Annotated in this window: 19 protein-coding genes; 1 reads left to right on the top strand and 18 read right to left on the bottom strand. The window is 71.2% G+C overall.

All coding sequences use genetic code 11. The annotated features are described in order from the left end of the window. Nucleotides 1-3 precede the first annotated feature (3 nt). From H4687_RS37660 to iolC, 9 genes are all read right to left on the bottom strand, one after another. Nucleotides 4-1,479 (bottom strand): pentapeptide repeat-containing protein, encoded by a 1,476-nt coding sequence (locus H4687_RS37660; RefSeq protein ID WP_046917341.1) that lies wholly within the window; start codon nt 1,477-1,479, stop codon nt 4-6. A gap of 74 nt (nt 1,480-1,553) precedes the next feature. Next, nucleotides 1,554-2,420, bottom strand: a complete 867-nt coding sequence (locus H4687_RS37665; protein ID WP_046917340.1) for a sugar phosphate isomerase/epimerase family protein — start codon at nt 2,418-2,420, stop codon at nt 1,554-1,556. After that, nucleotides 2,417-3,433 (bottom strand): Gfo/Idh/MocA family oxidoreductase, encoded by a 1,017-nt coding sequence (locus tag H4687_RS37670; RefSeq protein ID WP_046917339.1) that lies wholly within the window; start codon nt 3,431-3,433, stop codon nt 2,417-2,419. The genes H4687_RS37665 and H4687_RS37670 overlap by 4 nt, the downstream gene beginning before the upstream one ends. A gap of 123 nt (nt 3,434-3,556) precedes the next feature. Then, the gene (locus H4687_RS37675; protein WP_046917338.1) at nt 3,557-4,507 is read right to left on the bottom strand and encodes a TIM barrel protein; all 951 of its coding nucleotides are present in this window, start codon (nt 4,505-4,507) and stop codon (nt 3,557-3,559) included. A 31-nt stretch (nt 4,508-4,538) separates the two neighbouring features. After that, entirely contained in the window at nt 4,539-6,035 is a 1,497-nt protein-coding gene (locus tag H4687_RS37680) for a CoA-acylating methylmalonate-semialdehyde dehydrogenase (protein WP_046917337.1), read from the bottom strand. Nucleotides 6,036-6,048: 13 nt separating this feature from the next. Then, nucleotides 6,049-7,926 (bottom strand): 3D-(3,5/4)-trihydroxycyclohexane-1,2-dione acylhydrolase (decyclizing), encoded by a 1,878-nt coding sequence (iolD, locus tag H4687_RS37685; protein WP_046917336.1) that lies wholly within the window; start codon nt 7,924-7,926, stop codon nt 6,049-6,051. Further along, the gene (iolB, locus tag H4687_RS37690) at nt 7,923-8,795 is read right to left on the bottom strand and encodes a 5-deoxy-glucuronate isomerase (RefSeq protein ID WP_046917335.1); all 873 of its coding nucleotides are present in this window, start codon (nt 8,793-8,795) and stop codon (nt 7,923-7,925) included. Before iolB ends, iolD begins: the two co-directional genes overlap by 4 nt. Then, on the bottom strand, nt 8,792-9,661 hold the full coding sequence (locus H4687_RS37695; protein WP_046917334.1) for a Cgl0159 family (beta/alpha)8-fold protein: 870 nt from the start codon (nt 9,659-9,661) through the stop codon (nt 8,792-8,794). Before H4687_RS37695 ends, iolB begins: the two co-directional genes overlap by 4 nt. Then, the gene (gene iolC / locus H4687_RS37700; RefSeq protein ID WP_046917333.1) at nt 9,654-10,604 is read right to left on the bottom strand and encodes a 5-dehydro-2-deoxygluconokinase; all 951 of its coding nucleotides are present in this window, start codon (nt 10,602-10,604) and stop codon (nt 9,654-9,656) included. The genes H4687_RS37695 and iolC overlap by 8 nt, the downstream gene beginning before the upstream one ends. Before the next feature lie 222 nt (nt 10,605-10,826). On the opposite strand from iolC, the gene H4687_RS37705 reads away from it, so the two are divergent. Beyond that, entirely contained in the window at nt 10,827-11,822 is a 996-nt protein-coding gene (locus H4687_RS37705) for a LacI family DNA-binding transcriptional regulator (protein WP_046917332.1), read from the top strand. A gap of 13 nt (nt 11,823-11,835) precedes the next feature. Here H4687_RS37705 and H4687_RS37710 read toward each other — a convergent pair whose 3' ends face one another. From H4687_RS37710 to tal, 9 genes are all read right to left on the bottom strand, one after another. Beyond that, a complete protein-coding gene (locus H4687_RS37710; protein ID WP_046917331.1) occupies nt 11,836-12,906 on the bottom strand; it encodes a Gfo/Idh/MocA family protein in 1,071 nt (356 codons plus the stop codon). A gap of 2 nt (nt 12,907-12,908) precedes the next feature. After that, complete coding sequence (locus tag H4687_RS48225; RefSeq protein WP_046917330.1) at nt 12,909-13,907, bottom strand: Gfo/Idh/MocA family oxidoreductase; 999 nt, start codon at nt 13,905-13,907, stop codon at nt 12,909-12,911. Nucleotides 13,908-14,061: 154 nt separating this feature from the next. After that, nucleotides 14,062-14,979, bottom strand: coding sequence for an ATP-binding cassette domain-containing protein (locus tag H4687_RS37720; RefSeq protein WP_046917329.1), 918 nt, complete (start codon nt 14,977-14,979; stop codon nt 14,062-14,064). Nucleotides 14,980-14,983: 4 nt separating this feature from the next. Continuing rightward, nucleotides 14,984-16,060 (bottom strand): ABC transporter permease, encoded by a 1,077-nt coding sequence (locus H4687_RS37725; protein ID WP_046917328.1) that lies wholly within the window; start codon nt 16,058-16,060, stop codon nt 14,984-14,986. After that, entirely contained in the window at nt 16,060-17,064 is a 1,005-nt protein-coding gene (locus H4687_RS37730) for a sugar ABC transporter substrate-binding protein (RefSeq protein WP_046917327.1), read from the bottom strand. The genes H4687_RS37725 and H4687_RS37730 overlap by 1 nt, the downstream gene beginning before the upstream one ends. Nucleotides 17,065-17,955: 891 nt before the next feature. Further along, on the bottom strand, nt 17,956-18,834 hold the full coding sequence (gnd, locus tag H4687_RS37735; protein ID WP_046917326.1) for a phosphogluconate dehydrogenase (NAD(+)-dependent, decarboxylating): 879 nt from the start codon (nt 18,832-18,834) through the stop codon (nt 17,956-17,958). A gap of 1 nt (nt 18,835) precedes the next feature. Continuing rightward, nucleotides 18,836-19,786 (bottom strand): glucose-6-phosphate dehydrogenase assembly protein OpcA, encoded by a 951-nt coding sequence (gene opcA / locus H4687_RS37740; RefSeq protein WP_046917325.1) that lies wholly within the window; start codon nt 19,784-19,786, stop codon nt 18,836-18,838. After that, a complete protein-coding gene (zwf, locus tag H4687_RS37745; RefSeq protein WP_046917324.1) occupies nt 19,783-21,312 on the bottom strand; it encodes a glucose-6-phosphate dehydrogenase in 1,530 nt (509 codons plus the stop codon). The genes opcA and zwf overlap by 4 nt, the downstream gene beginning before the upstream one ends. Continuing rightward, nucleotides 21,309-22,490 (bottom strand): transaldolase, encoded by a 1,182-nt coding sequence (gene tal / locus H4687_RS37750; RefSeq protein ID WP_046917323.1) that lies wholly within the window; start codon nt 22,488-22,490, stop codon nt 21,309-21,311. Before tal ends, zwf begins: the two co-directional genes overlap by 4 nt. Nucleotides 22,491-22,501 lie beyond the last annotated feature (11 nt).

Below are 22,501 nucleotides of genomic sequence, written 5' to 3' on the forward strand. Positions count from 1 at the left end.
GAGTCACTGACGGCTGACGGTGCGTGTCACGCCGGTGACGACCGTCGTCGCCAGGATCCAGCCGGTGATGACGAGAACGTACGACAGCCACTGACCCGGCCCCTCGGGCGCGTAGGCCCGCTCCTGTCCGAAGTCGATGATCGGCAGAAGGAGGTCGAGGGTGTAGAAGACCGCGTTGAACGGCGGGGCCTCGTCCGCCTTCAGCGGGCTCGGCGGCTGCGCCGCATACGCGACCGACCCCACCGCCATCAGCGACAGCATCCAGACCGCCGCGCGCAGCGGACGGAAGCCGTAGCCGACGGTGGCGTCCTGGGCGTAGCCCCAGAGCCGCCCGTACCAGCGGAGCGTGGCCCGGTGCCGGCGCTGCTTCGCGAGCTGGACGCGCCGGGCCGCGTCCTCGTCACCGATCCGGCGGTACGAGGCCGTCAACTGCTCGTAGGCGTACGGCAGATACGCCTCCCCGTCCCGCTCCAGCATGGGCAGCCGCCGCTGGGCGGGCTCGTGCGGGATGAGGGAGGTGTAGGTGAGGCTGTTCAGCAGAACCGTGTCCGGCAGCATGTCCGGCTCCGCGAACAGCACCTCTATCTGGGCGCGCCGCATGTTGAGGATGCCCTCCATCGGGGGGCCGTTGCGCAGCCACAGTTCGCTGATGACGGAACTGCTCACCCGCAGCGCCGTGCCCCCGGGATTCGACAACCGCGCGTACGACAGCTCCAGCCAGCCGCCCACCCGGGCACCGCGCAGCTCGACCCGGCCGCGTACGTCCGCGTGGCGCAGCACGATGTCGGACTCGGTGGCGAGCGCCTCCGCGCCGAGGGCGGTGCCGCCGGGCCGGTGCAGCCGTGCGCGCTTCAGATCGACCGCGCCGGCGACATGGGCACCGCCGAGCCGGACCTCACCCTTCGCGCGCAGTCCGGGGGCGCACAACTCCTCGCCGATCTCCGCCTGGTTGAGCCGCAGGGCGGGCTCGTCGTCCGACCCGGTGAACTCGGCGCGCTCCATGAACAGGGTCCCGGAGATCTGCGCCCCGGTGAGCCGGACCGGGCCCCGGAACCGGCATGCGGTCAGCCGCAGGCCGCCGTCGACCCGTACCCGGGCCGAACGCAGGCCGGGCAGCACGGACCTGCTCAGATTGAGATAGGTGAACCGCGCGCCCGAGAAGTCGGGGACCTCGTCGAAGCGGCAGCCGCTCAGCCGGACGACGCTGCCGACCGAGGCGTACTTCAGCTCCAGTCCGCCGGTGATCCGGGCGCCCTCGATCTTGAGGGCGGCGACCTCGCCCTCCTCCTGGGGAGCGGTGAGCAGCAACGCCCGCAGCACCCGGGCCCGGACGGTCCGCTCGGGTCCCCAGCCGGAGCCGTCCGCCGCGCTCCCGCCCTCGGCCGTTCCCGGACCGGCGCTCGTGAAGTCCACCGCCGCGCCGAGCGGAAAGGCGTCCCACACCCGCCGCTCGGCCGCCGTCAGATCGTTGATCATCATCAACGCGCATCTCACCCGCAACGCCTGTACCTGTCAACCACGCCTAGTGGCCGCAGACTTCGGCAGCGTGCCCGCTACGAGGCGAGTTCCTTGGTGATGCGGTCCAGCATGAACGCGGAGGACTCCTTGGCGCGTTCCTCCCAGGCGAAGACGCAGGCCGTGGCGACGCCGTCGAAGTCCAGCTCGCGCAGGGTGCCGAAGAAGACGTCCCAGTCGACCTCGCCCTGGCCGATGTCCAGGTGCTGGTGGATCCGGGCGGTGGTGCCGGGCGGGTTGAGGATGTAGCGCAGCCCGCTGGATCCCTTGTGGTTGAAGGAGTCGGCGATGTGCACGTGCCGGAGCCTGTCACCCGCGTACCGCATCATCGCCGCGATGTCCGCCGTCGGATCGGCCCCCGAGAGGTGGAAGGAGTGCGGCGCGCAGTAGAGGTAGTTGACCCAGGGCTTGTCGATCGCCCGGACCAGGTCGACGGCGGGGGTGTTCTCCTCGCAGAAGTCGTCCGGGTGCGCCTCCAGGTTCAGCGCGATGCCCTCCCGCTCGAAGAGGGGGAGCAGTTCCTCCAACGAGCGCCAGAACGCCGCCTCGCTCTCGGCCGCGCGCTCGGGACGGCCGTTGAACTCCGAGTTCATCAGCGGGCATTCGAGGTCGGAGGTGATCTCGATCATCCGCTTCCAGTAGCGCACCGCGGCCTGCCGTTCGGTCTCGTCGGGCGAGGACCACTTGTACAGGGGCAGTACCGAGGACAGCCGCACACCGTGGGTGCGCAGGGAGGTCTTCAGCTCGGCGACGCGCTCGTCGTCCGCCCGCGGGTGCAGGAAGAACGGCATGAAGTCGTCCCGCGGCGACAGTTCGATGTATCCGTAGCCGAGTTCGGCGACCGTGCGCACCATCTCGTCGATCGGCAGCGCGCGGAACATGTACGGGTCGAGGGCGATCTTCACGCGGTGCCTCCGTAGAGAGTGGGGCGGGGCTTGAGGTCCGTGGCGACGACGCGGCCCGTCTCCAGGGCCTCGACGGTCGCGGCGGTGATGACGGTGGCGGCGTAGCCGTCCCAGGCGGACGGGCCGGTGGGTTCGTCGCCGGCCGCCAGGGTCGCGATCCACTCGCGGAACTCCGTGTCGAAGGCGTCCCGGAAGCGTCCCACCCAGTCCGTCAGCACCTCCGTGGTGTGCTGGGCCGATGTGCGTACGCCCACCGCGGCGGGGTCGGGCAGCCGGACCAGACCCTCCTCGCCGACCGCCTCGCACTGGATGTCGTATCCGTACTGGCAGTTGACGAAGACCTCCAGATCGATACGGACGCCCTTGGCCGTCTCGAAGAGCATGATCTGCGGGTCCTTGAGGTGCGCGAACCGCTTGCCGGTGGCACGCGGGGTCACCACCTGCGTGGAGACGATCTCGTCGTCCAGCAGCCAGCGCAGCACGTCCACCTCGTGCACCGCCGTGTCCAGGGCGGCCATCGCGGACGTGTACGACTGCGGGACCGTCGGGTTGCGGTGCGCGCAGTGCACGATCAGCGGCTCGCCGATGCGGCCGGAGTCGATGACCTGCTTCATCTGGCGGTAGCCGGCGTCGTAGCGGCGCATGAAGCCGACCTGGACCAGGCGGCGCCCGTGCGCCGTCTCCGCCTCGATGATCCTCAGACAGTCCTCGGCGGTGGTGGCCAGCGGCTTCTCGCAGAAGACCGGCTTGCCCGCCGCGATCGCGTTCAGGACGTGCTCGGCGTGCGTGGGCCCCCACGACGTCACGAGAACGGCGTCGACGTCGTCCGACGCGACCACCGCCGCGCCGTCCGACAGGACCCGCGCGCCGAACGGTGCCGCGGCCGCCTCGGCGCGGGCAGCGTCGATGTCGGTGACCGCGGTGACCCGGGCACCGGTGACGGTGTGGGTGAGGCGGCGGATGTGTTCGTGGCCGATCCAGCCGGCGCCGATGACGCCTACACGTACAGTCATGGTCAATCCTTCTGGGAGAACGGGGAGAAGCGCGCCCGGAGTTCGGCAGCCCGCCGGCGGCGCGCGGTCCGTGACGGATGTGGCCGGGTGGCGGGCGTTGCGTCCCTGACATCCATGGGGTCCCTACCGGCGGGTGCCGGGGCGCCGGGTCCCGGCCAGACCGCAGCCGGCCAGGTGCTCACGGGTGCTCACCGCGATGGGCAGCGGCACCTCGGGAGCGCACGGGTACAGGTCCTGCTCGACGATGACGAACAACTCGGCGTCCAGCTTGGCCAGTTCGGCGACCACGTCGGCGGGCCTGGGCACCCCCGCGGGCGGCGACACGCACACCCCGCGCTTGACGGCCTCCCCGAACGACAGCTTCTCCGCCGCCACCTGGGCGAGGATCTCGGGGTCCATCTGCTTGATGTGGACGTAGCCGACGCGCTCGCCGAACCGGCGGATCAGGTCGAGGTTGTCGCCGCCGCCGTAGGCCACGTGCCCGGTGTCCAGGCACAGGTTGGTCCAGCGCGAGTCGGACTCGTCGAGCAGCCGCTCGATCTCCGGCTGGGTCTGGATGTGGCTGTCGGCGTGCGGGTGGAGGACCAGACGGATGTCGTACTCGTCGAGCAGCAGCCGGCCGAGCCGGTCCGCGGCCCTGCCGAAGCCCGCCCACTGCGCCGCGGTCAGCTCGGGCGACTCGGTGAACTCACCGGTCTTCTCGTCCCGGTACATGGGAGGGATGAGGACCAGGTGGTGCGCGCCGGCCGCCGCGGTCAGCGTGGCGACCTGCCGGACGTGGGCGAGCATCTCGTCCCACGCCTCGGGCCGGTGCAGCGCGCCGAACGCGGTGCCGCCCGACACCTGCAGGCCGCGCGCGTCCAGCTCCTCCTTCAGGCGCTGCGGGTCGGTCGGGAGATAGCCGTACGGGCCCAGCTCCAGCCACTGGTAGCCGGCCTGCGCGAGTTCGTCGAGGAACCGGGTGTACGACACCTGGTGCTCGTCCTCGGGGAACCAGACGCCCCAGGAGTCGGGGGCGGAGCCCAGGCAGAGGTTGCCCGCGACGGTGCGGAGGGGGGATGGCGCCGTTGCCATGGCGTGTCCTTAGGGGTGAGGGGACTGGGTGTCAGTCGGAGGTGGGGAAGGTGAAGCCGGCGGCGACGTGGTGGTTCTGCCGGGGCCAGCGGGAGGTGACGACCTTGGGGCGGGTGTAGAAGCGGATGCCCTCGGGGCCGTGGACCGGCGAGTCGCCGATGAGGGAGTCCTTCCAGCCGCCGAAGGAGTAGTACGACATCGGCACCGGCACGGGGACGTTGACGCCGATCATGCCGACCTTGACGGAGCGCTGGAACCGGCGCGCGGCCTCACCGGAGGCGGTGAAGACGGCGGTGCCGTTGCCGTAGGGGTTGGCGTTGACGACGTCGATGGCCTCGTCGAGGGTGTCGACGCGGACGACGGCGAGGACCGGGCCGAACAGCTCCTGCCGGTACGCCTCCATCTCGGTGGTGACGTGGTCGAGCAGGGACGGGCCGGTGAAGAAGCCGTCCTCGTGGCCGGCGACCTTCAGCCCGCGTCCGTCGACGACGACGGTGGCGCCCTGGGCGGCGGCGGTGCCGACGGCGTTCTCCACCCGCTCCTGGGCGGCCCTGGTGACCAGCGGGCCCATCTCCGTGCCGGGGGCGTCGCCCGGACCGACCCTGACCTCGCGGGCCTTGCGTTCGAGCACCTCCACCAGTCCGTCGGCGGCCTCACCGACCGCGACGGCGACGGAGAGGGCCATGCAGCGCTCGCCCGCGGAGCCGTAGGCGCCGGCGGTGATGTGGTTGGCGGCGAACTCCAGATCGGCGTCCGGGAGGACGACGGCGTGGTTCTTCGCGCCGCCCAGGGCCTGGACCCGCTTGCCGGTGGCGGTGGCCCGCTCGTGGACGTACCGGGCGATGGGGGTGGAGCCGACGAAGGAGACGGCCTCGATGCCGGGGTGGGCGAGGAGGGCGTCGACCGCGTCCTTGCCGCCGTGGACGACGTTGAAGACGCCGTCGGGCAGGCCCGCCTTCCGGTACAGCCCGGCGACGAAGTTGGCGGCGGACGGATCGCGCTCGGACGGCTTGAGGATGAACGTGTTGCCGGTCGCGAGGGCGATCGGGTGCATCCAGAGAGGAACCATCGCGGGGAAGTTGAACGGTGTGATGCCGGCGACGACGCCCAGGGGCTGACGGAAGCTGTGCACGTCCACGCCGCGGGAGACCTGGTCGGAGAAGTCGCCCTTGAGGACGTCGCCGAGCCCGCAGGCGAACTCGACGACCTCACGGCCGCGGACGATCTCGCCGCGGGCGTCGTCGACGGTCTTGCCGTGCTCGGCGGAGATGATCCGGCCCAGTTCCTCCTCGTGCTCCACGAGCAGCTGGCGGAAGGCGAACATCACCTGCGTGCGCGTGGTGAGGGAGGACTCCGACCAGGTCTCGAAGGCAGCGGAGGCGGCCCGTACGGCGGCGTCCACGTCCGCGGGGCCGCCCAGGACGACACGAGCCCGCTCGACGCCGGTGGCCGGGTTGTGGACCGGCTGGGTGGCGGTGGTGGAGCCCTCGGCGGGCGAGCCGTTGATCCAGTGGGGAATGGTGTTCACGACAGCGGTGTCCTTAGAGGTAGTGGCGCTGGTTGTGCTTGTGGGCGGCGTACGTGGCGTAGGCGGCCCGGGTGGACTCCAGGGCGGAGACCTCGCCGACCGGGACGTCCCACCAGCCGTGGCCGGGCGGGTTGGGGCCGTGGAGGTCGGTCTCGACGTGGACGACGGTGGTGCGGGTGGCGGCCTTCGCCTTCTCCATCGCCGAGCGGAACTCCTCGACGGTTCTGGCGTGCAGCACGTCCGCGCCGAGGCTGGCGGCGTTGGCGGCGAGGTCGACCGGCAGGACGCCGCCGTCCAGGAGCCCCGAATCGCCGTCGCGATAGCGGTACTCGGTGCCGAAGCGCTGCGAACCCAGCGACTCCGACAGGGCGCCGATGGAGGCGAAGCCGTGGTTCTGGACGAGGACGACGACGACCTTCAGTCCCTCGGAGACCATGGTGACGATCTCCTGGGCCATCATCAGGTACGAGCCGTCGCCGACGAGTACGACGACCTCGCGGGAGGGGTCGGCCATCTTCGCGCCGACGCCGGCGGCGACCTCGTAGCCCATGCAGGAGTAGGCGTACTCGACGTGGTAGGCCTTCGGGTCCCGGGCCCGCCACAGCTGCTGCAGATCGCCCGGCATGGAACCGGCCGCGTTGATGACCACCGCGCGGTCGTCCAGGACGTCGTTGAGCGCGCCGAGGATCTCGGTCTGGGCCGGCAGCGGACCATGGCCGACGGTGAAACACCGCTCCTCGATCTCCCGTGTGCGGGCGATGAGTTTACGGGTCCTCGCCCGGTACGACGGGTCCACCTCCCAGCCGTCCAGGGCCTCGGCCAGGGCCTGGACGCCCAGGCGGGCGTCGGCCACCAGCGGCTCGGCGGAGTGCTTGACGGCGTCCAGGCGGGCGACGTTGAGGTTGACGAAGGCGACGTCCGGGTTGCCGAAGACGGTGTGGCTGGCGGTGGTGAAGTCCGAGTAGCGGGTGCCGATGCCCAGCACCACGTCCGCGTCCCTCGCCAGTTCGTCGGCCGCGTAGGAGCCGGTCGAGCCGATGCCGCCGACCGCGCAGGGGTGGTCCCACGGCACCGCGCCCTTGCCGGCGTGGGTGTCGGCGACGGGGATGCCGGTGGCCTCGGCGAACGCCCGGAGCGCGGTCTCGGCACCGGAGTAGACGGCGCCGCCGCCGGCCACGATCAGCGGCTTCGCGGCGCCCCGCAGCAGCCGGACCGCCCGTTCGACGGCGGCCGGCTCCGGCACCGGGCGGCCCACGTGCCACACCCGGCGCCGGAAGAAGTCCACCGGCCAGTCGTGGGCCTCGGCCTGCACGTCCTGCGGCAGCGCGAGGGTGACGGCACCGGTCTCGACCGGATCGGTCAGCACCCGCATCGCGGCCAGCGCGGCCGGGATCAGCTGCTCGGGACGCGAGACGCGGTCGAAGTACTTCGACACGGCCCGGAAGGCGTCGTTGACGGTGACGTCCCCGCCGCGGGTGTCCTCCAGCTGCTGCAGCACCGGGTCGGCCGCGCGGGTGGCGAACATGTCCGAGGGAAGGAGAAGGACCGGAAGCCGGTTGGTGGTCGCCAGCGCGGCACCGGTGATCATGTTGGTCGAGCCGGGGCCGGTCGAGGCGGTGCAGGCGAACGCGGCCAGCCGGTCGCGCATCTTGGCGTAGGCGACGGAGGCGTGCACCATGCCCTGCTCGTTGCGGGCCAGGTAGTACGGCAGGTCGGCCTCGCCGGTGGTGGCCGCCTGGAGCAGCGCCTGGCCGAGGCCGGCCACGTTGCCATGTCCGAAGATGCCCCACACGCCGGGGATCAGGCGGTGTTCCTGGCCGTCGCGCTCGCTGTACTGGTTGGCCAGGAAGCGCACCAGGGCCTGCGCGGTCGTCAGTCGGACGGTGTTCATCGGTTCTCTCCGAAGGGCAGCCGGTCGTCGACGTCCTGGGCGTCCCACGTCGCACGCACCCAGCCGTGCGCGGGGTCGTCACAGATCAGCCAGGCGCGGTCCTGCCCGGGACCGGCCATGACGTTGAGGTAGTAGAGGTCGTATCCGGGGGCCGCGACGGACGGGCCGTGCCACCCGTGCGGGATCAGCACGGCGTCGCCGGAGCGGATCTCCGCCAGTACGTCGATGGGCCGCCCGGGGGTGCCGTAGACGCGCTGGTAGCCGAAGCCGTTCTCGCCGGCCACCTGGAAGTAGTAGATCTCCTCCAGCTCCGACTCCTCGCCCGACCGGGCCTCGTCGTGCTTGTGCGGCGGGTACGACGACCAGTTGCCGCCCGGCGTCAGCACCTCGCACACCAGCAGCTGTTCGGCGTCGAAGGTGCCGGGCAGGCAGTAGTTGTTCACCTGCCGCGAGCAGGCGCCCGCGCCCCGCAGCTCGACGGGGACGTCCTCCTTGCGGCCGTACCGGGCGGGGAGGCCGCCCCGCCCGGTACGGCCGCTGGGCAGCGCGTACGTTCCGCCGGCTGCGCTGCTGAGGGTGGCCTCCGACGCGCGGGGGAGGTACGCGAAGTCGGTGACCGAGGCGAACACGCCGGTCCGGCCTTCGAGTGCGAAGGTGCCGCCGTCCGTGGTGACGGTGCACGAACCCGTCAGCGGCAGCACCAGGAACTCGGACTCTCCGGTGGACAGGGTGTGCGCCTCGCCCGGCCCCAGGGTCAGGATCCTGAGGCCGGAGTGTCCCCAGCCCGCCGATTCCGGCGTGACCAGGAGGTCGTAGGGGCCGTGGGCCGAGGTCCCCTTCGGCAGGTGGTACTCGCTCGCCGGGGTCACAGCAGGCTCACCGCCTTGTCGACGGCGCCGGCCACATCACCGCTGGACGGGTACAGCAGCGACCGTCCGACGACCAGACCCTGCGCGGTGGGCTGCTTCAGGGCCCTGCCCCAGGAGGCGAACGCGGCTTCGGCGTCCCTGACCTCGCCGCCCAGCAGCAGGGCGGGGAGCGTGGAGGAGGCCAGGACCCGCTCCATGTTCTCGACCACCGGCAGCTTCAGCCAGGTGTAGGCGGTACGCCGGCCCAGTCCCGAGGCGATCGTGACCGACTTGACGACCGCGTCCGTCGACAGGTCGTTGCGGATCCTGCCGTCCCGCCACTCGGAGATGAACGGCTCGACCATCGCGATCAGCCGGCGCTCGTTGAGCTCGTCGACCGCCCGGGCGGTGTTCTCCAGGGCCGAGGGCGTCGCCGGGTCGTCCAGGGCGACACGGGTGAGCATCTTGCCGCCGTCGAAGCCCATCGCCGCGATGGTGGCCGCGTCGTAGCCGGTGAACCGGTCGTCGATCTCGAACACCGATCCGGCCAGGCCCGCCCGGTTCATGGAACCGAAGACGCTCTTGCCGTCCAGCACGCCGAGCAGCAGAAGGTCTTCGAGGATGTCGGCGGTGCCCAGCACCCCGGTCACTCCCGGGCGTTCCAGCGCGACGCACAGCCGGTCGAGGAGATCGGAGCGGTCGGCCATGGCGTTGGGGTCGCCGCCGACGCCGTTGGCGCCGCGCGCGGGATGGTCGGCGGCGATGATCATCGCCTTGCCGTGCTCGCCCAGCAGCGAGGTGGCCCGGACCCGGCGGGCGGCGGCGGACGCGATGGCGCCGGGGTCGCCCACCCGGGCGGACACGATCCGGCTCAGCTTCTCAGACACTGGTCACCTCATCGAGCTTGGTGTGGACTTCGTCCTCGGTCGGCATGGCGTCCGAGCAGGGCAGGCGGCCGGCGACGAGGGCGCCGGCGGCGTTGGCGAAGGACACCGTGCGTCGCATGTCCCAGCCCGACAGCAGCCCGTGGCACAGGGCCCCGCCGAAGGCGTCACCCGCTCCGAGTCCGTTGACCACGTCCACCGGCACGGGGGCGATCTCGGCGACCTCACCGCTTCGGTGCACGGCCAGTACACCCTTCGGGCCCTGCTTCACCACCGCCAGCTCCACACCGGCCGCGAGCAGTGCGTCCGCTGCCCCATAGGGGTCACGCTCGCCGGTGGCGACCTCGCACTCGTCGAGGTTGCCGACCGCGACCGTGGTGTGGCGCAGCGCCTCGGCGTAGGAGGCGCGGGCCCGCGCGGGGTGGGCCCAGAACATCGGCCGCCAGTCCAGGTCGAACACCGTCGTGCCCGCCTTGGCCCGGTGCCGCAGCGCGGCCAAGGTGGCCGAGCGGCTCGGCTCCTCGCTCAGTCCCGTGCCCGTCATCCAGAACACGGCCGCCTCCCGGACCGCGTCCAGGTCCAGCTCGTCGGCGGTGATGTCCAGGTCGGGCGCCTTGGGCAGGCGGTAGAACCAGAGCGGGAAGTCGTCCGGCGGGAAGATCTCGCAGAACGTCACCGGGGTGGGCGCGATGTCCGACGTACCGACGTAACGGCTGTCGACGCCGTAGCCGTTCAGAGCGGCGCGTACGAAGTCGCCGAACGGGTCCCGGCCGGTCTTCGTGACCACCGCGGCCATACGGCCGTACCGGGCCGCCGCCACCGCGACGTTGGTCGGGCTGCCGCCCAGGTACTTGCCGAACGAGGTGACGTCGGCCAGCCCCACGCCGGTCTGGAGCGGATACACGTCCACTCCCACGCGGCCCATGGTCAGCACTTCGAACGGCATATCGCTGGTGTCCCTTCGATCCGGAGACTCGGGTGAAGCCCCGGAAGCGTCTCGGGAGAGATTCTGTCGCGCTCTACTAGTGCGCTCTAGTCCGAGTACGATGACCCCAGTCCAAATGTCATGTCAATAGACTGTTGCCGGAAGATTTCAAGATCGCCGCCCCGGTGGGCGGTGTCGGAGGGTGGGGCACGGGTGGATGCACCAGGCAAGCAGCGGCCCACGATGGCGGACGTCGCCGAGAAGGCGGGCGTGTCGCGGGCGCTCGTCTCGATCGTGTTCCGCGGCCAGCCGGGCGCGAGCGAGGAGACGCGGCAGCGGGTGCTGCGGGTCGCCGACGAGATCGGCTACCGCCCCGACAGCGCGGCCCGCCTCCTGGCCCGCGGCCGCAGCCGCACGCTCGGCGTGATGTTCACCGTCCAGCAGGCCTTCCACACCAATCTCATCGAGGGCATCTACCCCGAGGCCGAGCGCCTCGGGTACGAGGTCCTGCTGTCCGGCGCCACCCAGGGCCGCAGCGAGAGGAAGGCCGTCGAGGCGCTGCTCAGCCACCGCTGCGAGGCGGTGCTCCTGCTGGGCTCCTTCGCCGAGCCGGCCTTCCTGGAGGAACTGGGAGGCCGCACGGTCGCCGTGTCCGTCAGCCGTCGCGTCCCGCACGCGCACGTGGACTTCGTGCACTCGGCCGAGGGCAGGGGCGTACGGCAGGCGATGGACCATCTCGTCGAGCTGGGGCACCGCAGGATCGTGCACCTGGACGGCGGCCGGGGCCCCGGCTCGTCAGAGCGCCGGCGCGCCTACCGCGCGGCGATGCGGCGCCACGGGCTGGAGGCGGAGGAGCGGGTCGTCCCCGGCGAGCACACCGAGCGCTCCGGCATCGAGACCGGGCGTCTGCTGCTGACGGAGCGCGACGGGGGGCGGCCGCTGCCGACGGCGGTGCTCGCGGGCAACGACCGCAGCGCGATGGGCCTGCTGATGGCCCTGACCCGGGCCGGCGTCGAGGTTCCGCGCGACATGTCCGTGGTCGGCTACGACGACAGTCATCTCTCCCACCTCATGCCGATCGGACTGACGACCGTGCGCCAGGACGCGGGCCTCATGGCCGAGCACGCGGTGCGGTTCGCGGTGGAGCGGCTGGAGGACCCCCGGCGCGAGCCACGGGAGGCCGTGGTGGAGCCGAAGCTGGTGGTACGGGGGACCAGCGGGCCGCCGCCGAAGCGCTGACGTCGGCCGGCGGTCACGCCGTGGGCGGGAGCGATGCCCCGTGCCCCGGGCCGCCTCGGGGGAAGGAGATGCCGCACAGCCGGCGGATCTCGTCCATCACCCCCAAGGTGGCCACGGAGTCGGACAGGGGCCGCAAGGGGGTCTGGAGCCGTCCGTCCTGGATGCACCGGGCCACCTCCGCCGCCTCGAAGTACAGGGCGTCGTGCCCGCACAGCGGCTCGGTGTACGACAGCGGTGCGCCACCGCCCGCCGGGGCCAGCAGAACCTCGCCGGGCTGGGGGAAGGGACCGGGCAGGCTCAGGGTCGCGTGTGTCCCGGCGACCGCCGCCGAGGTCGGTGTGTCGCTGAACAGCGTGGTGTGCACGATGCCCTGAGCGCCGACGGCGTTGCGGAGCAGCGCGGCGGTCTGGCCGTTGACTCCCGAGGGATGCGGCTGGGCGCACGCCTGCACCTCCACCGGCTCACCGAGGACCGACACGGCGAGGGAGACCGGGTAGGTGCCCAGGTCGAGAAGGGGACCGCCGGCCAGGTCGGCCCGGAGGATGCGATGACCGGCGGTGAAGTGCTCGCCGTGCTCGGCCCACACGGTGCGGACCTCACCGAGGACACCTGAGCCGAGTACCTGCCGGACGACATCGAACCTGGGCAGGAAGAAGGTCCACAGCGCCTCCGCGCAGAACAGGCCGCGCTCTGTGGCCAGTCGGGCGATCTCGGCGGCCTGGGTGGCGTCGAGGGCGAGCGGCTTCTCCACCAGGGTGTGCTTGCCCGCCGTGAGGGAGATCCGGGCACAGCCGAGGTGGGCCGTGTGTTCCGTGGCGACGTACACGACGTCGACGTCCGCCGACGCGGCCAGCTCCTCGTAGGAGCCGTACGCGCGCGGGACGCCGTGGCGGTCCGCGAACCCCTTGGCGCGGGAGGCGTCGCGCGACGCGACGGCGGTGAAAACCTGGCGGGTGTGGCGCCGCACCGAGCCGACGAAACGCTCGGCGATCCAGCCGGTGCCCATCACGCCCCAGCGCAGTGCGGGCGCGTCCATCGGGTCCGGGGTGCGCGGGGCGGGCAGAGAGGTGGGGAAGACCGGCATGCTCAGACCTCCGGGACCTGGACGGCGACGGTCCGGCCACCGTTCCTCATGGACGTGATGACGGCCTCGGCCACCGCGCTCGCCACCAGACCGTCCCCCGCGGTGGCCAGCGGCGACGGCGTGCCCGAGACCATCGCGTCGGTCCACGCCTGGAGTTGGAGGCGGTAGGCGTCGGCGAACCGGGGGCGCCAGTCGGCCGGATAGCCGCAGGACCGGGCACGGGCCGCGTCGGTGATCACCCGGGCCGGGGTGGCCAGCGCCAACGCGCCGCGCTCACCGGCCACTTCACAACGGATGTCGTAGCCGTAGCCGGCGTTCAGGAACACCTCGACGGTGGTCAGCGCGCCGTCGGCGGTACGCAGCATCATCAGCTGCGGATCCCGCAGGCCGGTCGCCGCGCCGGTGGAGCGGGGCGCATGCCAACTCACCTCTGTGATCGGTGAGTCGAGCAGCCAGGGCACGGTGTCGAACTCGTGAACGGCGGAGCCGGTGATGCTCAGCTCGTCGGTGGCACCGGGAGCGGCGGAGACCCCGCGGCTGACGCAGCGCAACAGCAGCGGTGCCCCGCAGACACCGGCCGCCACCGCGTTCTTGAGCTCCTGGTACGCGGGGTCGAAGCGACGCATGAAGCCGAGCGAGATCCCCGGCCCGGCCACCCGTCGCTCCTCGCGCACGACACGGACGCATTCCTCCAGCGTCGGAGCGAGGGGCTTTTCGCACAGCACGGGCTTTCCGGCGCGCACGGCCGCGATGCTCAGATCGGCATGGGTCGTGTCGTGCGAGGCGACGACGACGGCGTCGACCTCCGCATCGCTGATCAGGGCGTACGGGTCGCCGGTGGCGCGGGTGTCGGGGAGGGCGCCGATGACGGCGGCGGCCCGCTCCTCGTCGATGTCGGCGACCATGGTGACTACGGCGCCGGATACAAGGCGATGCAGGGTGTTCACATGATCGGCGCCCATGATGCCGGCGCCGATCACTCCGATGCGTACGGTGCTCACGCCAGGGTCTCTCCTGTGGTCGAGATGACGCCGGTGGGCGCCGCGGGTGCCGAGCGGCACCTTCGCGGCACCTCCTGGACCGGGTGCCCCGGTGCCGGACCACGGACGCCCACCGGCAGGGGGGGGTGGGGGCGGTAGATGCCTGCGCCGCCCGTCAGGGCGCGGCCGCGCCTCCCTTGGCCGCCACCGGTGCGGTGAGGTCGGCCTCTTCGGGAAGCTCCTCGACGTCGACACCGCGGACTTGGGCCAACTCGTGCTTGAGAGAGGCCAGTTCGGCACCACCGGCCATGTGATTGGTCAGTTCGTCCAGGCTGACCTCGTCGCGGGAGGCGTTGAGTTCCATGGTGCCGAGGCGCAGGACGCTGAAGTGGTCGCCGACCATGTAGGCGTGGTGGGGGTTGTGGGTGATGAAGATGACGCCGAGGCCGCGGTCGCGGGCGGCGGCGATGTACTTCAGCACCACACCCGACTGCTTGACGCCGAGGGCGGCGGTGGGCTCGTCGAGGATGAGGACGCGGGCACCGAAGTAGACGGCGCGGGCGATGGCCACACACTGGCGCTGACCGCCGGAGAGAGTGCCGATGGGCTGTTCCAGGTCGTCCAGGACGATGCCCATCTCGCGCAGCTCGTGGTCGGCGGTCCTCTTCATCTTCTCGATGTCGAGACGGCGCACGGGCCAGGGGCCCTTGGTCGTCTCGGAGCCGAGGAAGAAGTTGCGCCACACCGGCATCAGGGGGACGACGGCGAGGTCCTGGTAGACGGTGGCGATGCCGGCGTCCAGGGCCTCGCGCGGGGTGGTGAAGCGCACCGGCTCGCCGTCGACGAGGAAGTCGCCCTCGGTGTGCTGGTGCAGCCCGGAGATGATCTTGATGAGGGTGGACTTGCCGGCGCCGTTGTCGCCCAGCACGCACGTGACGCGGCCGGGGTGGACGGTGAGGCTCACGCCGTGCAGGGCACGGATGTTGCCGTAGGACTTGCCGGCGCCGCGCAGTTCGACGATCGGCCGGTCCTCGCCCTCGGGCGGGGCGTCGGGGAGGGTGGCCCCCTGGGTTCCGGATTCGCTCTTCGTCATCGGGTCACCTCCGGGTCGCCGTGCGCTGGATGTACTGGTTGATCAGGACGGCGCCGAGCAGCATCACGCCGAGGAAGGCCTTGAACCAGTCGGGGTTCCAGCCGGCGTAGACGATGCCCTGCTGCACCATGCCGAACATGAAGGCGCCGAAGACCGGGCCGATCGCCGAGCCCGCGCCGCCGGTCAGCAGGCAGCCGCCGATCACGGCCGCCGAGATGTAGATCAGCTCCTGTCCCACCCCCTCGCCGGACTGCACGGTGTTGAAGGTGAACAGCTGGTGCATGCCGACGAACCAGGCGCCGAGGCCCACCAGCATGAACAGTGAGATCTTGGTGAAGTTCACGGGCACACCGACCGCCCGCGAGGACTCCTTGTTGCCGCCGACCGCGAAGATCCAGTTGCCGTACCTGGTGCGCAGCAGCATCCAGGTGGCCAGGGCGGCGAAGACGAGCCAGTAGACCACCGTGATCTTGACCTGGACGCCACCGACGTCGAAGGTCGACGCGAAGACCTTCTTGGCCTGGGCGAAGCCGTCCATGTCGCTGATGTCGTCGGTGGCCACGTTGCCGGTGACCAGCTTGGTCACCGCGAGATTGACGCCCTGCAGGCCCAGGAAGCTGCCCAGGGTGATCAGGAAGCTGGGCAGTCCGGTCCTGACGACCAACCAGCCGTTGAAGAAGCCGATCGCGAGGGACACGACGAGCGCCAGGACGGTGCCGACCCACACGTTCACACTGAGCTGATAGCTCAGCATGCTCGCGGTCAGCGCCGAGGTGATCACGGCGACGCCGGCCGACAGGTCGAACTCCCCGCCGATCATCAGCAGGGCCACCGGAATCGCCATGATGCCGATGGTCGACGACTGGTAGAGCACGTTCGCCATCGAGGCGCCGTCGCGTACCGGAGGCGCCGCGACGAGGAAGAACACGTACACCGCCAGGGCGCCGAGGAGGACACCCACCTCGGGGCGGGCGAGCAGCCGGAGGGCCAGGGGCCGCGCGGTGGTGCGCCCGTCGGTCTCCTCGGGGCCGGGGGCCGGCGGTGTGGTCACCGCCGGCTCGGCATGCTGGGTCACGCTCATCACCGCGCTCCCTTGGCGGCGAACTCGGCGACGGCGTCCACGTTGTCCTTGGTGATGAACGCGGGGCCGGTCAGGACGGGGGCCGTGCCGCCGCCGCTGAAGTTGCCGTTCGTCCTGTACAGCCACAGCGAGTCGACCGCCAGGTAGCCCTGAAGGTACGGCTGCTGGTCGACGGCGAATTCGACCTGACCGTTCTGGACGGCCTTGACGAGGTCCTTGTTGAGGTCGAAGGTGGCGACCTTCGCCTTGCCGCCGGCGTCGGAGAGGGACTGGACGGCGGTGAGGGCGATGGGGGCGCCCAGGGTGACGACCTGGTCGATCGAGGAGTCCTGCTTGAGCTTGGCGGTGATCGTCGACTTCACCGAAGGCATGTCGGTGCCGTTGACGTAGAGGACGTCCGTCTTGCCGTTGAAGCCCTTCTTCAGACCGGCGCAGCGGGCCTCCAGCGCCACCTGTCCCTGTTCCTGGATGACGCACAGGGCGTGCTTGGCGCCGAGGTCGTTCAGCCGCGCGCCGAAGGCCTGGCCGGCGATGTTCTCGTCCTGGCCGAAGTACTCCAGCATGCCGAGCTTCTTCCAGTCGTCGACGCCGGAGTTGAAGCCGACGACCGGGATGCCCGCCGCGGTGGCCTTGGCGACGACGTCCTTCAGCGCGTCGGGCTTGGCGGCGGTCAGGGCGATGCCGTCGACCTTCTGGTCGATCGCGTTCTGCACCAGGTTGGCCTGGTTGCCGGCGCTGGGGTCGGAGGAGTAGACGAGCTTGATGTTGTCCTTGGCGGCCGCGGCCTGGGCGCCCTTGCGCACCAGATCCCAGAAGGTGTCGCCGGGGGAGGCGTGGGTGACCATGGCCACGGTCATACGGGGGGTCGTGGCCTTGCCTGCGGAGGCCGCCTCGCCGCCTTCCTCGGCCTTCTTGCCGCCGCTGCCACTGGAACAGGCGGCGAGCGTCAGGGTGCCGGCGAGGAACGCGGCGGTCAGGGCGGCGGCTCGGTGGTTTCTGTGCATGTCCCTTGCACCTCACTGTGCTGGTCAGGGTGGGAAATGGGATGACGGCCTCGAAGAAGGGCCCGGCCCGGCGTGCTGGGTGGGGCGCGTGACCAGGGGTGCCGTGTGCGGCGGAAAGGTGTCGTCGTCGGCAGCGGTGGGTGTGTGCGCCGCCTGTTCTCGGCCGTCTAGAGCGCGTTACTAGCGCGCTCTAGAGCACGTACTATGAAACGCCCCCGAGATGATGTCAATAGCTTTGTCAGGACGTATCGACAAGGTTGCCGGGTGGTCACGACACGGTGGAGAAGCCGCTCGTCCCGTGGACGGCGGCCGGGGCGAGGCGATAGGCAAGGGGCGGTTCCCGCCGGTGGCCTTCGGTGGTCACGCCGTCGTCCCCAGGCGTGTCCGGGGACTCCGCGCGGGCTGCCGGACGGACCCGGGCGGGGCGGTTCGGCCGCCGTACGGTCTCGGGGTCGCGATGGCAGCGCACACCTCCGCATATTCAGGCGGCCGTCCCACCGGCCTGGTCGGACGACCGCGCTGACGTCCCGGCGCCTGTGGGCGGACGGCAGGGGTGCAAGGGCGCGGGCGCGCGGGGGTGCAGGTGCGTGATCGGCGGGTCCTCCGGCGGCGGTCACCCCCCCCGTGGGCTCTCGGGGCGAGCCGGTGAGCCGGGACGCCGGCCGGGACCACCTCCGGGTGCCGTCGACGGCTCACGGGTCAGCCGTGCACGGGCTGCCCGGCAGGGGCCGCGTCTTGGGGCAGGGCCCGCCGCAGCGCATGGGTGCGGACGTCCAGAAGGCGGGTGCGGACGTCCAGGAGAGGGACTCGACCGCGCCTTCCTCGCGAGGTTCCCCGCGCCCTGGCGGGGGCGCGGGGAACTCTCCGGTCGGCGTCGCGGGACGCTGTCGCCTACTTGTTCGACTCCACCGCGTGCCCGCCGAACTGGTTGCGCAGCGCGGCGATCATCTTCATCTGGGGGGAGTCGTCCTGACGGGACGCGAAGCGGGTGAACAGCGACGCGGTGATCGCCGGCAGCGGCACCGCGTGGTCGATGGCCGCCTCGACGGTCCATCGCCCCTCGCCCGAGTCCTCGGCGTAGCCGCGCAGCTTCGCCAGGTGCTCGTCCTCGTCGAGCGCGTTGACGGCGAGGTCCAGCAGCCAGGAACGGATGACGGTCCCCTCCTGCCAGGAGCGGAACACCTCGCGCACGCTCGTCACCGAGTCGACCTTCTCCAACAGCTCCCAGCCCTCGGCGTAGGCCTGCATCATGGCGTACTCGATGCCGTTGTGGACCATCTTGGAGAAGTGCCCGGCGCCCACCCTGCCCGCGTGGACATAGCCGTACGGCCCCTCCGGCTTGAGGGCTTCGAAGATCGGCTGGAGCCGTTCCACGTGCTCCTCGTCGCCGCCCACCATCAGGGCGTAGCCGTTCTGGAGTCCCCACACGCCTCCCGAGACACCCGCGTCGACGAAGCCGATGCCCTTCGCGCCCAGCTCGGCGGCGTGCTTCTCGTCGTCCGTCCAGCGGGAGTTACCGCCGTCGACGACCGTGTCGCCGGGCGACAGCAGCTCCGCCAGCTCGTCGACGACGGACTGCGTGGCGGCGCCGGCGGGCACCATCACCCAGACCGTGCGCGGGCCGTCGAGGCGCTCGACCAGTTCGGCGAGGCTGCCCACGTCGGAGACGTCGGGGTTGCGGTCGTAGCCGACGACGGTGTGGCCGGCGCGGCGGATCCGCTCGCGCATGTTGCCACCCATCTTGCCGAGCCCGATCAGACCGATCTGCATGTCAGTTGGCTTCCTTCTGTGCGTCGGGAGTGGGGGCCTGCCGGTCGCCGCCGCGCAGGGCGACGGCGTACATCTCGTCGGCGTCGAGACGCCGCAGTTCCTCGGCGATCAGCTCGGAGGTGGGGCGCACCTTCAGGGCCAGGGTGCGGGACGGCTGTCCCGGCAGCGTGAGGGTGGCCAGCGGACCCTCGGGGCGGTCGATGACGACCTCGCCCCGAGCGGTGCCGAGGCGCACGCCCGTCACGACCGGCCCGGCGGTCAGCACCCGCTCGACGGACACGCCGAGCCGGGCCTCCAGCCAGCGGGCCAGCAGTTCGGCGCTCGGGTTGTCGGCCTCGCTCTCCACGGCGGCCGAGGTGATGGTCTCCTTGGCCTGGTCGAGGGCGGCCGCCAGCATGGAACGCCACGGCGTCAGCCGGGTCCAGGCGAGATCGGTGTCGCCGGGGGTGTAGGAGGCGCTGCGCTGCTCCAGCGCGGCGAGCGGGGACTCCACGGCGTACATGTCGGTGATCCGGCGCTGGGCCAGCGCGCCCAGCGGGTCCTTCGCCGGGTTCTCCGGCGCGTTCACCGGCCACCACACGACCACCGGCGCGTCCGGCAGCAGCAGCGGCAGGACCACGGAGTCGGCGTGGTCGGACACCTCGCCGTAGGTCCGCAGTACGACCGTCTCGCCGGTGCCCGCGTCGGCGCCGACCCGTACCTCGGCGTCCAGGTGCGACTTGGTGCGGTCCTTCGGGGTCCGGGCGTGCCGCTTGATGACGACCAGGGTGCGCGAGGGGTGTTCGTGCGAGGCCTCCTCGGCCGCCTTGATCGAGTCGTAGGCGTTCTCCTCGTCCGTCACGATCACCATCGTGAGGACCATGCCCACGGCGGGCGTGCCGATGGCCCGGCGGCCCTTCACCAGGGCCTTGTTGATCTTGCTTGCCGTGGTGTCCGTCAGGTCGAATTTCATGGCCTGCGCCAGCTCCGTCCGTCTCGTGCGAGCATCTCGTCCGCTTCCTCGGGGCCCCAACTGCCCGAGGCGTACTGCGCGGGCCTGCCCTGTTTGGCCCAGTACTCCTCGATCGGGTCGAGAATCTTCCAGGACTCCTCCACCTCCTGGTGGCGGGGGAAGAGGTTGGCGTCGCCGAGCAGCACATCCAGGATCAGCCGTTCGTACGCCTCCGGGCTGGACTCGGTGAACGACTCGCCGTACGCGAAGTCCATGGTGACGTCCCGGATCTCCATCGAGGTACCCGGCACCTTCGAACCGAAGCGCACGGTCATCCCCTCGTCCGGCTGCACCCGGATGACGACCGCGTTCTGCCCCAACTCCTCGGTGGCGGTGGAGTCGAACGGGGAGTGCGGCGCGCGCTGGAAGACCACCGCGATCTCCGTCACCCGGCGGCCCAGCCGTTTGCCGGTCCGCAGGTAGAAGGGCACCCCCGCCCAGCGCCGGTTGTCGATGCCGAGCTTCACCGCCGCGTACGTGTCGGTCGTCGAGGAGCGGTCGATGCCCTCCTCCTCCAGATAGCCGGGCACCCGCTCACCGCCCTGCCAGCCCGCCGCGTACTGCCCGCGCACGGTGTGCCGACCCAGGTCCTCCGGCAGCCGTACGGCCTTGAGCGCCTTCAGTTTCTCGGTCAGCAGCGACTCCGCGTCGAAAGCGGCCGGTTCCTCCATGGCGGTCAGGGCCAGCAGCTGCAGGAGGTGGTTCTGGATGACGTCACGGGCCGAGCCGATGCCGTCGTAGTACCCGGCGCGACCGCCGATGCCGATGTCCTCGGCCATCGTGATCTGCACGTGGTCGACGTAACTGCGGTTCCACAGGGGCTCGTACATCTGGTTGGCGAAGCGGAGCGCCAGGATGTTCTGGACGGTCTCCTTGCCGAGGTAGTGGTCGATGCGGAAGACCTGCTCGGGGTCGAACACGTCGTGCAGGACCGCGTTCAACTCGCGGGCGCTGGCCAGGTCGTGACCGAACGGCTTCTCGATGACCGCGCGCCGCCAGGATCCCCCGGGCGGACTGGCCAGCTTGTGCTTCTTGAGCTGCTTGACGACCTTCGGGAACATCTTCGGCGGCACCGAGAGATAGAACGCGAAGTTGCCGCCCGTGCCCCGGGAGCTGTCCAGCTCCTCGACGGCCTCGCGGAGCCGCTTGAACGCCTCGTCGTCGCCGAAGTCGCCGGGGATGAACCGCATCCCCTCGGCGAGCTGCTGCCAGACCTCCTCGCGGAACTCGGTGCGGGCGTGCTCGCGGACCGCGTCGTGCACGATCTGCGCGAAGTCCTCGTCCTCCCAGTCCCGGCGCGCGAAGCCCACCAGCGAGAAGCCCGGCGGCAGCAGGCCCCGGTTGGCCAGGTCGTACACGGCCGGCATCAGTTTCTTGCGGGACAGGTCACCGGTCACCCCGAAGATGACGAGCCCGGACGGGCCCGCGATCCGGGGCAGCCGGCGATCGTCCGCGTCCCGGAGCGGGTTGTGCCACTCGGCGGTCATTCCCCATCAACTCCCTTGCTGTTCAGCGACTTCGCCACCATGTCCGACAGCTCCTGCCACGCCGCTTCGAACGCGGCGACACCCTGGTTCTCCAGCAGACCCACGACCTCCTCGTAGGAGATGCCGAGCGCCTCCACGGCGGCGAGGTCGGCACGTGCCTGTGCGTAGCCGCCGCTCACCGTGTTCCCGCGGATGTCGCCGTGGTCGGCGACGGCGTCGAGCGTGGCCTCGGGCATGGTGCTGACGGTGCCGGGCGCGACCAGCTCGTCCACGTACAGGGTGTCCTTGTACGCCGGGTTCTTCACGCCGGTCGAGGCCCACAGCGGGCGCTGCTTGTGGGCGCGGGCCCCGGCGAGGGCGGTCCAGCGGCTGCCGGGGTGCGCGGTGTCGCCGGCCTCGCCGAACACCTCCTCGTACGCCTCGTAGGCGAGCCGCGCGTTGGCGAGCGCGGCGCGGCCCCTGAGGGCGAGTGCCTCCGGTGTGCCGAGCAGCGTCAGCCGCTTGTCGATCTCGGCGTCGACGCGGGAGACGAGGAAGGAGGCCACGGAGTGGACGGCGGACAGGTCGAGGCCCGCCGCCCGCGCCTTCTCCAGGCCCGCCAGGTAGGCGTGCATCACCTCGAAGTGGCGCTCCAGCGAGAAGATCAGTGTGGCGTCGACGCTGATGCCGAGCCCGATGACCTCGGTGATCGCCGGGAGGCCCGCCCTCGTCGCCGGAATCCTGATCATCACGTTGGGGCGGTCGACGAGCCGGACGAGCCGCCTGGCCTCGGCGACGGTCGCGGCGGTGTCGTGGGCCGGCCGGGGGTCGACCTCGATGGAGACCCGGCCGTCCCGGCCCGCCGTCGCCTCGTACACCGGGCGCAGGACGTCGGCGGCGGCGCGCACATCGGCGGTCGTCATCATCCGGACGGCCTCGTCGACCGTCACCCCGCGCACGGCGAGGTCGGCGAGCTGCTCCTCATAGCCCTCCCCGGAGCCGATGGCGGCCCGGACGACGGACGGGTCGGTCCTCACGCCGACCACGTGGCGCTTCTCGACGAGCTTGGCGAGGTGGCCGGAGGAGACGCGGGTGCGGGAGAGGCCGTCGAGCCAGACGGAGACGCCCTCGTCACCGAGGCGCTCCAGGGGGTCCGCGGCGGTGTCCGCCACGGCTGTTTCGGTGGTCACAATGATCATCTTCCTTCAGG

The organism is Streptomyces stelliscabiei (assembly GCF_014873495.1).
In the GTDB taxonomy this organism is placed as follows: Bacteria; Actinomycetota; Actinomycetes; order Streptomycetales; family Streptomycetaceae; genus Streptomyces; species Streptomyces bottropensis.

Coding starts and splice junctions, on each gene's coding strand:
- H4687_RS37730 (WP_046917327.1), bottom strand. CDS start 17,064: ATGCACAGAAACCACCGAGCCGCCGCCCTGACCGCCGCGTTCCTCGCC.
- H4687_RS37705 (WP_046917332.1), top strand. CDS start 10,827: ATGGCGGACGTCGCCGAGAAGGCGGGCGTGTCGCGGGCGCTCGTCTCG.
- tal (WP_046917323.1), bottom strand. CDS start 22,490: ATGATCATTGTGACCACCGAAACAGCCGTGGCGGACACCGCCGCGGAC.
- H4687_RS37710 (WP_046917331.1), bottom strand. CDS start 12,906: ATGCCGGTCTTCCCCACCTCTCTGCCCGCCCCGCGCACCCCGGACCCG.
- gnd (WP_046917326.1), bottom strand. CDS start 18,834: ATGCAGATCGGTCTGATCGGGCTCGGCAAGATGGGTGGCAACATGCGC.
- H4687_RS37720 (WP_046917329.1), bottom strand. CDS start 14,979: ATGACGAAGAGCGAATCCGGAACCCAGGGGGCCACCCTCCCCGACGCC.
- zwf (WP_046917324.1), bottom strand. CDS start 21,312: ATGACCGCCGAGTGGCACAACCCGCTCCGGGACGCGGACGATCGCCGG.
- H4687_RS37660 (WP_046917341.1), bottom strand. CDS start 1,479: ATGATGATCAACGATCTGACGGCGGCCGAGCGGCGGGTGTGGGACGCC.
- iolC (WP_046917333.1), bottom strand. CDS start 10,604: ATGCCGTTCGAAGTGCTGACCATGGGCCGCGTGGGAGTGGACGTGTAT.
- H4687_RS37670 (WP_046917339.1), bottom strand. CDS start 3,433: ATGACTGTACGTGTAGGCGTCATCGGCGCCGGCTGGATCGGCCACGAA.
- iolD (WP_046917336.1), bottom strand. CDS start 7,926: ATGAACACCGTCCGACTGACGACCGCGCAGGCCCTGGTGCGCTTCCTG.
- H4687_RS37725 (WP_046917328.1), bottom strand. CDS start 16,060: ATGAGCGTGACCCAGCATGCCGAGCCGGCGGTGACCACACCGCCGGCC.
- opcA (WP_046917325.1), bottom strand. CDS start 19,786: ATGAAATTCGACCTGACGGACACCACGGCAAGCAAGATCAACAAGGCC.
- H4687_RS37675 (WP_046917338.1), bottom strand. CDS start 4,507: ATGGCAACGGCGCCATCCCCCCTCCGCACCGTCGCGGGCAACCTCTGC.